Source organism: Pedobacter sp. KH_004, from assembly GCF_057840755.1.
In genome coordinates this window covers 4,847,183-4,862,223 of the sequence record NZ_CM174519.1, presented here as the reverse complement: position 1 = coordinate 4,862,223, position 15,041 = coordinate 4,847,183, and the positions used below count along the sequence as shown (strand labels likewise).

Below are 15,041 nucleotides of genomic sequence, written 5' to 3'. Positions count from 1 at the left end.
AACTTTAATATTTCATCTTCCTTGTATATCTGGACAAATGGTATATCGAGTCTAAAACCTTAAATGACAAAAAAAGACAAACAATCAAAATATGTGAAATTATGTAAATGTAATTATACATAAATCATAATTAATACAACCTTTAAGACTAAACTTTAATTTAATATCTTAAAAATTTTACCTTTAGTTGTTGATATTAAATCACGGGACGATTTATACTAGTTAACAATTATAATGCATTATTGCATAATGTCTGGATGGACGTAATATACCGAAAGCTATGCGATGCATGGCTTTTGATATTTATATCAAATAAGCTGAGATATCTAAATTTAACCGATAAAAATTTCAGTGTTGTTTTTCGTGCGGCCGCGTTGGAAAGTGTTTATGTTCCGTTCGCTTATTTGCTCGGTGTTGTTCATTGTTTTTTTTCAAAAAGTGCTTTAGTCTATCAATTCCTTACTAATAACAAATCCAGTTTAGACCTATAAATTAGAACTTATATATTTATATACACAAATTTAGAAATCGTTTTCATGCGAAAATAGTTCAAAGTAGTACATTTTAGAATTCAGAAGGATTGATTTGATAAACCTATGGAAAAAGCTTACTTAATAATGGCTCATAAATCACCTGGCCAACTCTACAGATTAATTGACAGATTAAATGACAACCAGTCTTATTTTTTTATTCACATCTATATCCATTCTGATCTGGGACAATTTGGTATCCTAAAGCGATTTGGAGAGCGGGTTATTTTTTTAGAACGATTCGACTCCACTTGGGGAAAACTAGGTTTGACGTTGCCTTTGCTTTCCGGGCTACAAACCATCAAAGATTTTGGCTTGAAGTTCGATAGGATTATCCTTTTAAGCGGGCAAGATTATCCTATTAAGAGCAACATAGAAATTAATAATTTTTTCAAAACCTCACCCTACTCTGTTTTCATAAACCATATTCCACTACCAAATATTGAAAAATGGCCTGGAAGGGATCGTGGCGGATTATATCGGGTAGATAAATATTATTTTGGAGGTGAAAAGACTCAACTACTCTGCTCAAGGGCGCTAAATATGCTCGCTAATTTTTTGCCTTTTCTGCGCAGAAAGATACCTAATCAAATGAAACCATATATTGGGCAAACATGGATAATCTTAGATATGTATGCGTTAAATTACATTATTGATTTCAATCAGAAAAACCCTGAATACCTTAAATTTCACAGACATACCTTTGTTGCTGACGAACTTGTTGTACCTATGATCATCGGAAACAGCAACGATACAGAGCTAATCAAACGCATTAAAAATACAGAGCTCCGTTTTACCATATGGGATACTCCACAAGACGCACATCCAAAAGTATTACGTAAATCTGATTTTGAAAGAATTAAATGTTCCGAGGAAATATTTGCAAGAAAATTTGATGAGGCAATAGATAGTGAAATACTTGATATGATTGATAAAGAACTTTTGCACAAGCACTGATATTTTACCACACCTCCATTCCCGGTCGCTGAATTCCTATCCAAAGCTGGTGGGAGATGGAGGACTGAAAGGTTTACTTAAACCACCACTTTGAGATACTTCTAAATCCTTCATAATATTTGATATACAGACAAGTACTGAGCTACTACACTGGTCCCTGTTTTAGTATTTGTAGGTCGCAGGTCTGCCAACAAAATAGGTATTAGATAAGACTTCGAAGCTCTTGATATCGGTCATAAAGAAGTGACTTATCGGGTTTTAGAGTTGATAATATGGATCACAGTTTGCTACAGGATACTCATACACGACTGGTTTTTTTTGCTCCTGCCCTGTCAGATTTTAAATCCTGTGACCCTAGTAAAATCGTAGTCGTTTGGATAATTCACCGTAGCGGTCTGCTGAAATTTTTCCACCTTCAGAGTATCAAACTTAAAATTAATCGATCTACAAGTAAGCTTCCCAAACTGAAATCAAAATATTCATCTTCCGGTCCAGTGAAATAAGTTTTTTATATGATATTATTTATAATATCATAAGGATCCAACCCGACTGCTTTTTGGTATCATTTTTTTTTTGTAACGCTCCCTTCCCACACTATTGACTACGACATCTTCCGAGGTTCGGATATCCCTTATGTTTCTGACTTGGTCTCAAAAAAATCCACAATCTCATTATTATTTAACTTCATTCATACGAAAAATTGATTGTATTCATATTGATCGGGATAGGAAAAGTGACCATCCAGATTAGCGAGAACCTTATGCTGATAGTGTCTCCATTTGGCAACTTTGACTGGTGTTCGAAAACCTCTGCACTGTTGGTGTGGAAAATATGGGCACCATATTCATGAACCATGATAACCCGCTTCATCATAATGATTATAGGCATTACCTATGTGATTTCGCATGTTAATTATCAATACTTTTACATTAGCGCTCGCAGCAAGTCGCTCTGCAAAGGACGCTGCCAGCGAAACTAGCACCGACGATTAAAAAGTAATACATTTTTAGTTAAAATTGATACTATAACCAAAGAAAGATTCTAATTTTTCACCATCAAGCCCGCTGTGTGAGTTTTTTCATCCGACGAGTCATCTTCGTCAATGCTAAAAATGTAAAATATCAAAATGAAATCCACTAGCTTCAGCCTTCAATTGAAACAAAGTCTAAGTTTTTTGATCGATTTTCTGATTCGGGTTTTTACTGTCCCCAAGGGCAAATTCAAAACCTTTGCAACCTCATCCTGTGTAAACTGTTTAAAATAAAACAAATCGATTATTTTTCTTTCCTCTGCATTTAATTTAGCAATCAACTGCTTAACACCTATTTTCTCAATGTTAAAGCTGCTACTATAATTTGCCCCAAACTCAAATTCTAAAGCATCGAGCGATTGATTGAGTTTGCTGTTTCGAGTACTTTTCAGTCTTACATAATCAATAGCTAAATTTTTTGCTACCGTTTTGCTCCAAGTCAAAAGGTGTGCTTTCTGATAGCTATACGTATGAATACAACCATTCATTTTGACAAATGTATCATGTAAAATATCCTCGGCAGTTTCCTGATGGGGAACAATCTTGAGTATTGAAAACATTAAATCAGCTGAATGATCTCTGTATAGTCCATTGAGTATTTCGACATGACTTTCCGGTTTTGTTTCAAGTAGCATGGGACTTGCGGATGAATGACAGTTTCTACTGACATTTCCATTACAATAAGTCATAAGCATATATGGGGTTAATTTAGTGTAATTTACCTTATAAAAATTTTTCACCAAGGTGACGAAGGTGAGATCACAAATTGAAAAACCGAAAAGAAATAGACCTAAATATCTCTACGTTATTCTCCTAAGTTGTAAACGTACAGTTACGAAATAAATTTAAAAAAAAATAACCAGAACTAAAACCCTGCACTTAAAAAAAGCGTATATTATACTAAGAAATCAGATGTCCCGGTGATTTTTTTAAGAAAGGTTTAGAATCGCTATGGGAAATTTTTTCAATTTAAACGAAACTGGTATCAACTATGATCTCTATACTGGAGAACTGGCAGAACTTTCGTTAAACTCCAAGATTGTTATTAATACAATTAATCAGTATTCTTACTGCATGGCAGAGGAAGATCCCGAATTTAAAGAGGCGTTAACTAGCTCAGACATACTGCTCCCTGATGGTGATGGAGTTGTTCTTGCTGAACGAATTCTTTCTGGAAAAAAAATCAAAAAGATCTCAGGTACTGATCTTCATCAACATATGCTTAAAACCCTGAATGAGAAGGGAGGCCGTTGCTTTTATCTTGGTTCAAGCGAAAGTACTTTACAGAAGATAAAAAATAAGGTCTCATTAGAATTTCCAAAAATTAAGGTGGAGTATTATTCTCCCCCTTTTAAGGCTATATTTAGTATGGAGGACAATCGAGCGATGATTAAAGCGGTGAACTTATTTGCTCCCGACGTACTTTTCATTGGATTGACTGCTCCAAAACAGGAAAAATGGTCTCAATTATGCAAGGACCAGATACACGCTAAAGCAATATGTTCCATTGGAGCTGTATTTGATTTTTATTCCGAGACTATTAAACGGCCAAATGAACGATTAGTTCGGAATAAGATGGAATGGATGGGCAGACTGCTGAGTAATCCCTCAAGAATGTGGAAACGATATATCTATTATGGACCTATCTATATGTTCTATATAATAAAACTAAAGTTATACAGGAAATATCATAAAGTATTGTCGAAATAGTCAATACAACATATGTATTTCGAAATAAATCTTAAGAACTATAACTGTGATGAGTGGTTGCTTATCGCGTCCTTGTAAATAGCGATGAGCAAATTGTAATTGATTTCTGGCGTGTTGGCCTTCTCGTAAGCCTTTCTGGCATTATACCTATATTCTGCTTTGATAGTAGTTGGAAGATTATTGTAACACGTAACCTTTTTCAACAAATCCTGCGCATTCCCTGGCTCGAAAGTCAATCCTGTTTTTCCATCCTCAACTATTGTTTTGATATTACCAAGATCTGATGCAATCACGGGAACAGATCTGGAGTAGGCTTCAATCAGAACCATTCCAAATGTCTCATACCATTGCGATGGAAATACTAGTGCCAACGCACCATTGAGTTGCTCTTTAACCACATGCTGGGGTTGCTGTCCCAAATATGTGATATTTTTATGAATGGAACACTGGGAAATTACCTCGTCTGAAAATTCGCCCGAGCCGATTATCCTTAGCTTTATCGAAGTCGCGGAAAATGCCTTCAATAATGTTTCGACACCTTTTTCCTTACTTAAACGGCCGACAAACAGAAAATATGATCCTTCTTCAACTACAGCAGTGCTAGTTGAAGGCGAAAAATTCGGTTTTACTACGAATTTTTGATGATAATTTTTAAAATGAGAATTGAGGAAAAGGGATTTGGAATGTTCTCCGAGAACAATGAACTTACTGATTTTATCAAAGGTTTTAATTTTATGTTGAAGATAATTAGATGCACCCAATAAGAACGTCAGGAGTCTTGAGTTGCGATAAACGCCTAACTTTATTGCTTTCCACGGGACTTTTGTTTTCAACGAATCCAGAAAAAGTTCTCCGTCAAAATATAATGTTCCAGAAGGACACAGAAAACGGTAATTGTGCAAGGTAGCCACAATAGGCACTCCCATTTTGTGAGCACCATGAATAACTGAGGTAGATGCTGCAAAGTGTAGATTGTGTATGTGAATCAGATCAGGCCTTATACTTTTTATTTTTTCCTTGATTATCAAATAAGAAAAGAAATTGAAAGGAGAAAATAAGATTTTAGCAAGAGTATTGCCCTCATTTTTAAACTCAACTAAGTCTACCTGGTGGCCATTTCTGCGCAATAGTTCCATCTCATTCTTAACAACAGTATCCTCTCCTCCAGGAACCTTATAAAAGGTATGAACAAAAATGATTTTCATTAATTCGCCTTTTTAATACCGTTTGTAAGCTTTAAAAAATCATTTCGCAATTTTCTCACAACAAGTGTTCCAAAGGCATAAGGCGCTTTTATTTGAGATTCCAATTCTGGCAAAACTAAATCGGCAGGAACAAAACTAAATTTTCTTTGTGTGCCATCGTCGATTGGGGTTATCAGGTAATTAATTCCTGAGGTATTTGTCGACTGTTCATCGAACCCAATATTACTCACCTTAGAAAGAGTTGGATAAATAACCTTCAACCGATTTTCAGCCACATGTGTCTGCATTTGAATGTCCCAGGTCGATATTTCACCACTTATTTGTTTTTTCAGCATTCGCATTAAATCATGTCCCTCAGCGTTTAATCTTCGTTTGAAGCCTGGTGAGGTATTGATTAATTTAGCGAGTTCAGCCTCCTCCCATATCACATTAGTAAAACGATCTCCCCATCCTCCCCATCCATATGAACAAAAACGTTTATAAACAATTGAATCATAATCATAGCCTCGAGTCTTGATAGGAAAAACATAAGCAGTCACACAAAACACTGATTTATCCTCCTGATAGAACTTAAGTGCATCAGTTAAAAATTTGATGTAGTTAGGGCTGACAATTAGGTCGTCTTCTACGATAATGAATTTCTCATAATTTTCTGACAAATATGTTAACCCAGTTCTAAAATTGGGGCCAGTGCTTAAATTTCGGTCTCGGTAGTGCTTTATTATTGATTTAAACCCTGTCAAACTATCGATGTAAGCTCTCACCTCATCAATTGGAGCCACATCGCTTTCACGTTTTGGCCCATCGCTAAAAAAAATAATATCCATGCTTTCACATTCTGGATTTTTTAACAGCGCATCAATACAGCTCTTCAATTTGCTAACCCGATTGTAGCAAAACACCCCGATAATAATTGAACTTTTCATACTTATACTTTCTTTAATTTTTGCCAGAACTCCGGGAAAATGGTCCTAAACCATAATTTAAATAAAACTGCTGTTTTATGTGATGGAAAATGAGTATTGATAAAACCCATGTATTCGGTGTAAGCCAGGCCCTTGGGGCTCTTAAGAAACCTAATTCTTTGCCTGAAATTTCTTTTTATTTTCCCTTGTTCATTTAAGTTATCATCTGTGCAAAGCCCCTGAATGCCAGGCACGACAACTACATCAAAGCCGGACTTTTTAGCCCTCAAGGTATAATCAAAATCTGCTATGCTGTGAGTGAATTTATCTGAAAGAATTCCAATTTTTTCGACAATTTGTCTTGGAACCAGCATTATATTAGCATTAGCCAAATCACATTGACAATACTCCGTTTCACTAAAAATATTATCATAGGAAACCTTTTTAGGATCACGGAGCTTATGTCCTCCGTAAGAAATCACCTGCTTTAGAAGATCAATTGTGCTGCCGATCACGATGGCTTCTTTTGACCTTCTTTCAACACGATGATACTTTAATAAATTGGAAATACAATCGTCATTTATTACAGTATCATCATTTAACAAAAGATAGAAATCAGGATTACTTTCCAGTGCTTTCGCCCATGAGTTCCTCATACCTCCGGCCCAGAATAAGGCCCCAGAACCTTTAAGCAGATTCACCTGCGGATAAGCATAAGCAATTGCCTGAGCAGTCCCATCAGATGAATTGTCGTCAGTTAAAAACACATTAATGTTCACCCCATGCAATGATTTCTGTGCAAAAAGATTTTCCAAACAGATTAATGTCTTTTGCTTTCTGTTGAAAGTTGCTAGCAATACAGCTATTTCCATATGTTAACTTGCTTGTGTATGTTTTTTTAACCGCTTTGATACCGCCCTGTAATAACTGAACAAATAGTACCTGAGAAAAGATAAAGTATTAAGTTCTGGAATGCCCAGTAAAGTTTTTACTTTTCCCAGATATGAATCATTTGAGATGCCCAAACCATACTGTGATTCTTTAAGAATAAGATCTTGATAAAGTGCAGATAAGCCATAGGTCTTTTCAGCGGGTAAGTGCCAAATCGCTACATCAAGATCTGTCTTTTCAACATTTCTGTAAAATACCGGGTTTGTCCAGATTCGTTTCAAAAAGGTTTTATCTTCACTTGCTTTGAAATTATTCTTAAAATAAAGATAACTGAGTGTTTGTGCTTCTTCATTGAATTTCGGAAGATTTTCTCGATGCCTTCTTAGGAGTTCAGGCCAAAGCTGCTGAAAATCAGAAAAAATTGTATTAATATTCCTAACACTTGCTAAAAAAAATTCACCTAGATGATAACCTGGAATATGGTCTATTTGCTCTCCAAGCAAATCTTCATAGAGCAATTTCATATCTTTCCTGCTCAGCCCGTGAATCACCAAATCGGTCGTACACCCATCCTCAAAGGAAACAAATCCATCTGGCTTAGCATGAGAAAACAGGGATTCAACTCCTTTAGTGAATATGCAGTCAGAATCCAATATTAAATATTGATCCGCTGGATTTTTATTATTTTCTACAATGTATTCGAGAATCGAAAATTCATAAAATTGATTCTGAAACATGTTAAAGTAACCTTTCGGTGTTTTATATTTAAATTCAGTATAAATAATTTCCACATCGAGATCAGATAATGCTTTTAAGACTTCTCTACCATCCAATTGCGGAATGACTTTAGTATTGCTAAAGAGCACATGTTTTTGCGACTTGTTAAACCTTTTACTGGTTGCAAAAAATAACAAAATGCATCTCCAATAAATATCTTGATGGCGCTTTCCGGATGATTTTTCTCCTGTCTGTGGATAAATGCTCTCTTCGCCAACGGCATCTGTACATATCCAGGTGCATATATAATCCATAATTTAATCAGTTAAGTATTTTTGATGTTGTTGAATATCAATATTGATAGGCCTTTTAGCTCGATTTTCTGAAAATTTGTCTTCTCTACATTTACTTAGATAATAGAGACACAGTCCAACATTTCCCCAGAAAACCAATGGAAGCACGTAACTAAATGAAAATATTAACCCAGCTAGCGAAAACGCAATCAATATGATTGCCTTTTCACTGAGTTTTTTTGAAAAAGCATAAACAGCCAAATAAAGCAAGTAAAAATATTTTAATAATAATCCAAAGAAACCATGATAAAACAGCATTTCCATATAGCCTTCATGAAAATGTTGTCCACTCTTAGCGGGCCACCAATCTACAAGCGGATTTTTCATTTCGAATCCCTCGAAGGTCAAACCAAAAACTGGTTTTTCTAAAACCATTGGAAAATAAACCCGCCTTTGGTCGGCTCTAAATTTACCGGTACCATCTTCACGGGCCGGATCGAGTATTTCACTGAATCTTTCACCAAAAAAATCAATCAAACCGGGCGATATATTGGAAATAACGAAAGTTGTTAGGCCAAGGACAATGATGGCCACAAGAAAAATTCTTGTCACTTTTGGGATTGAAATTATTCCATTTCGTAATGCCATAAATAAATAAATACCCATCCCGAAGAGGCTGCTTGCCCAGACTGACCGATGCTGATGAATGACAATAGCAATGATGCAAAAAACAAAAAGCAATAACGAAGTTTTTTTTCCCTTTACCAGAAACTGATTAAAGTACCAAAGCAAGGGTATAATCAGCATAAAGATCGAACGTGCATGAATGATTCTGCTATCACCAGAAAAAGGTCCGTAATCATCCATTGTTACAGCTTCCAAGCTAAATGAAAAATCACGCCCATACACAGCCATGAATACCACGTAAAGCACTATATAAAACTGGGCAACGATTTCAAGAACGTCCAGATCAAGTGTTCTGGAAATCGCTTTGATAAAAACAATAAACGCTACAGGAAACAAGATAGTGAAAAGAGTAAGCTGCTGAAATATGGTCCCGTAATCGAGCATAGACTCGAATATGAGTTTAATGACAACAAAGAACATTAAACCGAGGTATACTTGCTCATCGAGCATTAGACTTCTAAACTTAAAAAGCAGAAAGGCAAAAATAACAAGACTTAAAACTTTTTCATACATCAGAATAATACTTGAATTAGGTAGAACTAACCATGAAAAAGTATTTTCCATCAAGAAATATGTAAAAAAAAGCAATAAAATTTCTTTTACATCAAATTCATATTTGGATATTCTGATGACAGCACTCATTAAAATATTCGCTTAACTCTTCTAATAACTTTAGGAAAGATATGTGTTACCTGTAATGCATTCAATAACTGATTAAGCATTACCGTTCTCACGCTACCTCTTTCATCATCCCAGCGGATCGGGCGTTCACCTTTAAGATACATACTTTGAAATATATCTTCTTTTTCAGGAATAATGGCACGATAAATCTCTGCTTTTTTGTCAACCAATTCTTTATTGATGTACCCTAAATGTTTCAAACGAAAATCAGTATTTCTTTTTAACCCACTGATTCCCTTTACGTTTGGAGAATCGATGATTAGATCCTGAAAATAACCTTTTGGATTCTCGCGCCACATCAGTCTATCATGACCGGCAGAATAGTTCAATCTATACCACGAACCCGCGAAATGTTTCCTATCTATAAAATGAAACCTCCTAAAGGCATACTTGTTAATGAATTTGCTACGCATAAGTTTGTCGAAATGTGCTCGCGTAAGGTGTGGCTCAAAAATTTCGTCAATATCTATCCATAAACACCAGTCAGGTTTGCGGAGACGAACATGATCATAGAGTAGGTTTTTATCTCTTCCCTCATTATATCCCTCCGTTCTGATGATATCTACAACCTTGGGATGAGCTTTCAGAATTTCATATGTTCCATCCGTAGATCCATTATCCAGTACCACAATTTCGTCTGCGATGTTCTCGAAACATTCCAGCCATTCCTGGGCGAAGAAGATACCGTCCTTGACGCGTAGCATTATAACAAATTTAGCCATATTGTTAAGATTTGTTTGAAAGTGCTTTTTTTACTTGTTGTTTTGAAAAAAATGTTGAAACTCTATCTTGGATCGCTTCTTTGAATTCCCTATCTATTTTTAAAATTAAAATCACAAAAAGAGCGGTAAAACAGAAGCCATTCAAAAGAATGCTGATAATTCTCATATTTACGGGTATAACTAACGAAAAACCGTAATAGAGAACTGAACCGAAAACTCCTGCAAAAGCAATTATTACGAACCATTTTTTGAGCATCGCTTTAACGAAATCCCAATCCAGATAACCAAGTTTGTTAAGGCGATGGCTAAAGAAAATAAAATCAAACGTAAAACTAATTCCGACCATCACGCTCAACAATCCAATTAACCCATAAAATTTCCCTGCGAAATAATAAAGTACACCCATCACCACGCCTTTGCAAATCACGATGAAACTATTCATCTTGATATCACCGAGAGCATAAGCCATGTTTGACATAAAATATCCAATAAGTGTGAAGAAAAAAGTAGCGATCAGCAAATTCACTACCAGACTTCCTGCATATTTGCCTTCACCTGTCCACAGAATAATTAAATTACCGTAGTTAAAAAGAAACCCAAATCCAATGAAAATTGCTGCAAAGGAATAATATTTGAACTGCGTATAAATTAATTTTTTTATTCCTTGATGGTTGCCTTTGCCATTTTCGTGGGATATGAGTGGCATTAGTGCTACTGAATGACGACCAACAAGTGATTGACTCATAGAAATTGGCCGCTTATTTATTTCAAAGATAGTGATCATCGATGGCGCAATAAACCTTGCTAAAACCAACATATCTAGACTCGCAGAAAATCCTCCAATAATTCTAGAGAATGATGTAAAAGAAAAGATCTTGACAAATTGCTTGAGGTGTGCAATATTATAGGAAATCACTAACAAGTCTCGCTTCAACTGCTTCTTTAAAGATATAATATTGTAAATGTTAATGTAGAAAGACCGACAAAGATTTGCAAATGCGATGGATATAACACCATAACCCAAATAAAGTAGTATGACATTTGCAAACAAAAATACAAAGTTAGCTGACAACGAACTGATGGCAACCTGAGCGGAGTTCTGAAGACCCTGATTGATTCCAGAGAGACTAAATGATACTAAGGACATGCCTGTAGCCACGATTGAAATTAACAGGGCAACCTGTAGTCCTTCGTATTGAGAAACATCTTTGTTAATAATTTTCCCGATCAGAAAATAAAATAGAATTCCGGCAAGAATAGAAAACAATAGAATAAACATCGATGTGATAATTCCAGAGCCAATGGTCTTATTTATTTCCTCATTGTTTTTTTGTCCGCGCAAGAGTGCAATTTTCTGTTGCAAAACATCGCCTACACCAGGATCGGCTAGTGTCATCCAAGCCAATATGTTCCCGGTAGCCAGCCAAAGACCTAAAGTAGCAGAATCAATTTTATGCAGATATAAAGGCAATAGAATCAAGGCATTGAAAATATTGGTTATCACATAGCCATATTGAAAAATAAAGTTCCATTTTAATAATTCTTTATTCACGAGCGCTTATTATTAATCAATTAATTTTTGGGTATAAACCTCACCGTACACCATTCCTGTTCCGTATCCATACCCGTAATTATTTTTTCCATAGCCTCTGCGTGCTACACCATTAAAGACAATCGCGGGGTTGGGAAGGTTATTTAACTTAATATTTTCATCCAAACGTTCCACAAATACCTTAGGGGTGTAAGCATGTCTAACTACAAAAAGTGTGGCATCACAAAGCGGAGCTAAAATGTAAGCATCAGATACCGGGCCAACGGGAGGCACATCAACAATAATAAAATCATAATGCTCATCGAGGTAGTCCAATAATTGCTCTGCGCGGCCATTGAGAATCAATTCTGCAGGATCTGCAGGAAGTCTACCGGTTAATAAGATAGAAAGATTTTCATTAATCGGTGATGGCTGAATAATATCTTCAGCCAAGGCTGAACCTTCTAAATATTCAGAGATCCCTAAATTCTGTTTCATATTTAGTTTCCGGTGAAGCGTCGGGTGATTTAGGTCAAAATCCAGGAGGGCTACTTTTTTTCCTGTCATAGCTAAGGTCACTGCAAGGTTGGACGCTACGAAACTTTTCCCTTCACCTGATATTGCAGAGGTAACCATTACGCGCTTATTTTTTTTACCAATTCCGAGAAAATGAAGCGTTGTTCTCAAACTCCTGAACTGCTCGGCAATCAAGGTACGTTGCTGAGAACCAATTACGATATTATTTTTGCCAATATTAATGCTAATCTCGGCGATAATTGGCAAGCTTGTCAACGCAGCAATGTCTCGTTGAAACATCACATTTCTACGCAGTCCTTCTTTAACCGAAATAAAAGCGATACCTAAAATCCCTGCACCAAAAAGAGATGCCAAATAAATCATTTTCTTTTTCGGACTCACAGGAAGGCCAGAGGATTCCGCAGCACTCACTATTTTGCTATCTGAACCATTAACGATATAAGATAAAGCAGTCTCTTCTTTCTTCTGAAGCAAAAATGTGTAGATACCGTTTTTAATTTGCTGCTGACGATTCATATCCACCAATGTCCGCTCTGTCTGAGGCATCGATTTTAAAGCAGAAGAGTAATTACCGGTTGTTCCTGCTAAATTGTTACGACTTGCCGTCAAGCTATTTCTTTGATTGCGCAAATTTTGCAAAATCTGTGGTTTTATTTTATTGATCTGATCCACAAAAGACACCACCATTGGATTGTTCTCTCCAGTTGTTTTCCTTAAACCCTCTGCATTCAACTGAAGTTCGTAAATATCTTTCACCATTTGAGATAATCCAGGATCATTAATCCCTGCAGTAGAGGGTACGATCCCCCCTGTTAAATCTCTTGACTTTACATAATTTTCTACCTGATTAAGCACAGAAAGTTGCATATTGATTTCCCCAACCTTCTGGTCATTAACACTTACGTTCTCCAAATATAATTTACCTTGAACCCCAACATCAATTGCGCTATTTTGAACTCTATAGTTTTGTAATTTTGTCTCGATATCCAACAACTCCTTTTCTACTGACATTAATCTTTTATCAATAAACTCTTGAGTGTTGGCTGCAAGCAAATTATGCTGATCTACCATCGAAGCGCTATAAACATTCAGCATATCATTTAAAATATCTTCGCTCCTTTTAGGATCGATATCTGAGAGAGAAACGTCCAATATTGTAGATAATTTATTGGCTTCTTCAATTTTAATATTTTCCTGGATCGACGAAACAATCTTTTTAGGATGTGTTAGGGCAAAGCTGTATTCACCCTCCAGATCATTTTTATAAGCTGGGTTCAGCCTAAACATAATCGTTCCATAAGGCATCCTCAACCACCTATCAAATGGGTAATTCTTCTCATTTATCACAACCCTTTCTCCTACAATCCTGAACTCAGTCCGTTCAAGTGGTGTTAATGCATTTGGATCCTTAACCATTATTTTCAGAGGTGCATTTTTATAAAGCACAACCCTAGCAATTCCTCTTTTTTGAAAAATTGTCGTGTATAGGCCCAAATTTTCTACCACCTTATAAACAATGGGACTTGATGCAATCACTTCACGCTCATTATCAACAGTTTGCTTAGTTGTCAACCCTGAAATAACTTTATCTTCTGACTTGTTATCCGCAGCACCTTCCCGTTCATTAATCTGAATCCGAGCATTAGCCTGGTAGACTGACGGGGTAATCTGGAGGTAGATAAATGAGCCTGTTATCGCAATAATGAATAGCAATAGAAACATTGGCCAATAGGGTAGCAATCTGAAGATCATAAATCCTCTTGATTGACCTGTGGGTTTAATCTCTTCTGATTTTCCTATAATTTTCATACAATTCTATCTAAATATGCGATCTATAATTATGGCTCCGAATGACAATGCGCTCAATAATATTGGAATTAGCGTAGAACTTCGCGTAGAACTGGCAGCTTTCGCTTTATTTGCCTCGACATAAACGATATCGTTCGACTTTAAATAATAGTAATCTGAGGTGAATATTTCACTTGAATTTAAATTAAGCCGTTTAATTTTCTTAACACCATCCTCTTCCCTAATGACCATCACATTTTCCTTTCTACCGTAAATTGTTATATCACCGGCCAAACCGAGTGCCTCAAGAAGAGATATCTTCTCATTAGGAACATTCACCACAGATGGATGACCAACCTCTCCTAATACAGAGACCCTGAAATTCAACTGTCTCACTATTACGATAGGATCAACAAGCAGCTTTTTACTCAGAAGATCAGCTGTAATTTTTTCTCGGAGTTGCGCAGTTGTCATGCCTGAGATCTTCATCGGTCCAAGCACCGGAAACTGTATTTTCCCATCCTCACCAACTAAATACCCTGGCGACTGCAGGTTCGCTCCCGTAACACTACTGGTACTCACATAAGCATTATTAGGTTTATTAAACACTTCTGTCGCAGCTGGGTTCAAACTGGTAACCGCGATGCTTAAGATATCATTTGCCTGAATTACATTTTTACTGGGAAGATTATTAGCTTCTAGTATGGCGTCCTGCTGATTGCTGAAATAGACCGTATTCTTATTAGCCGCACAAGAACTGATTAGGGCTAATAAACCAATCACAGCAAAAAAGCCATAAAAATCCCTTTTCGGGAAAAAATCAAAAATTTTGATCATAAAAATAAATTTTATTAACT

Annotated in this window: 12 protein-coding genes and 1 pseudogene; 2 read left to right on the top strand and 11 right to left on the bottom strand. The window is 36.1% G+C overall.

Translation table 11 applies throughout. The features are described 5' to 3' along the window. The first annotated feature begins 596 nt into the window (after positions 1 to 596). The gene (locus AC3ITD_RS20910; protein WP_489362629.1) at positions 597 to 1,487 is read left to right on the top strand and encodes a beta-1,6-N-acetylglucosaminyltransferase; all 891 of its coding nucleotides are present in this window, start codon (positions 597 to 599) and stop codon (positions 1,485 to 1,487) included. 332 nt (positions 1,488 to 1,819) lie between these two features. On the opposite strand, the pseudogene AC3ITD_RS20905 reads toward AC3ITD_RS20910, so the two are convergent. Both AC3ITD_RS20905 and AC3ITD_RS20900 read right to left on the bottom strand, forming a co-directional pair. Next, a pseudogene (locus AC3ITD_RS20905) lies at positions 1,820 to 1,945 on the bottom strand (UDP-galactopyranose mutase); the annotation flags it as partial. 691 nt (positions 1,946 to 2,636) lie between these two features. Next, positions 2,637 to 3,257 carry a sigma-70 family RNA polymerase sigma factor gene (locus tag AC3ITD_RS20900; protein ID WP_489366716.1) on the bottom strand — a complete coding sequence of 207 codons (621 nt, stop codon included), beginning with the start codon at positions 3,255 to 3,257 and terminating at the stop codon, positions 2,637 to 2,639. Positions 3,258 to 3,468: 211 nt separating this feature from the next. Between AC3ITD_RS20900 and AC3ITD_RS20895 the strand changes: the two genes are divergently transcribed. Continuing rightward, entirely contained in the window at positions 3,469 to 4,227 is a 759-nt protein-coding gene (locus tag AC3ITD_RS20895) for a WecB/TagA/CpsF family glycosyltransferase (protein ID WP_489362628.1), read from the top strand. Between the two features lie 38 nt (positions 4,228 to 4,265). On the opposite strand, the gene AC3ITD_RS20890 is transcribed toward AC3ITD_RS20895, so the two are convergent. From AC3ITD_RS20890 to AC3ITD_RS20850, 9 genes are all read right to left on the bottom strand, one after another. Further along, positions 4,266 to 5,432, bottom strand: coding sequence for a glycosyltransferase family 4 protein (locus tag AC3ITD_RS20890; RefSeq protein WP_489362627.1), 1,167 nt, complete (start codon positions 5,430 to 5,432; stop codon positions 4,266 to 4,268). Continuing rightward, the gene (locus AC3ITD_RS20885; protein ID WP_265797527.1) at positions 5,432 to 6,358 is read right to left on the bottom strand and encodes a glycosyltransferase; all 927 of its coding nucleotides are present in this window, start codon (positions 6,356 to 6,358) and stop codon (positions 5,432 to 5,434) included. The genes AC3ITD_RS20890 and AC3ITD_RS20885 overlap by 1 nt, the downstream gene beginning before the upstream one ends. A 2-nt stretch (positions 6,359 to 6,360) precedes the next feature. Then, positions 6,361 to 7,209, bottom strand: a complete 849-nt coding sequence (locus AC3ITD_RS20880; protein WP_489362626.1) for a glycosyltransferase family 2 protein — start codon at positions 7,207 to 7,209, stop codon at positions 6,361 to 6,363. A 3-nt stretch (positions 7,210 to 7,212) separates the two neighbouring features. Next, on the bottom strand, positions 7,213 to 8,061 hold the full coding sequence (locus tag AC3ITD_RS20875; RefSeq protein ID WP_489362625.1) for a hypothetical protein: 849 nt from the start codon (positions 8,059 to 8,061) through the stop codon (positions 7,213 to 7,215). 201 nt (positions 8,062 to 8,262) lie between these two features. Continuing rightward, a complete protein-coding gene (locus tag AC3ITD_RS20870; RefSeq protein ID WP_489362624.1) occupies positions 8,263 to 9,489 on the bottom strand; it encodes an O-antigen ligase family protein in 1,227 nt (408 codons plus the stop codon). Positions 9,490 to 9,566: 77 nt separating this feature from the next. Continuing rightward, positions 9,567 to 10,310, bottom strand: a complete 744-nt coding sequence (locus tag AC3ITD_RS20865) for a glycosyltransferase (protein ID WP_489362623.1) — start codon at positions 10,308 to 10,310, stop codon at positions 9,567 to 9,569. A 22-nt stretch (positions 10,311 to 10,332) separates the two neighbouring features. Beyond that, complete coding sequence (locus AC3ITD_RS20860) at positions 10,333 to 11,880, bottom strand: MATE family efflux transporter (protein WP_489362622.1); 1,548 nt, start codon at positions 11,878 to 11,880, stop codon at positions 10,333 to 10,335. Positions 11,881 to 11,892: 12 nt separating this feature from the next. Next, positions 11,893 to 14,205: a GumC family protein gene (locus tag AC3ITD_RS20855; RefSeq protein ID WP_489362621.1), complete on the bottom strand. Its 2,313-nt coding sequence runs from the start codon at positions 14,203 to 14,205 to the stop codon at positions 11,893 to 11,895. Between the two features lie 6 nt (positions 14,206 to 14,211). Next, entirely contained in the window at positions 14,212 to 15,021 is an 810-nt protein-coding gene (locus AC3ITD_RS20850) for a polysaccharide biosynthesis/export family protein (protein ID WP_489362620.1), read from the bottom strand. Positions 15,022 to 15,041 lie beyond the last annotated feature (20 nt).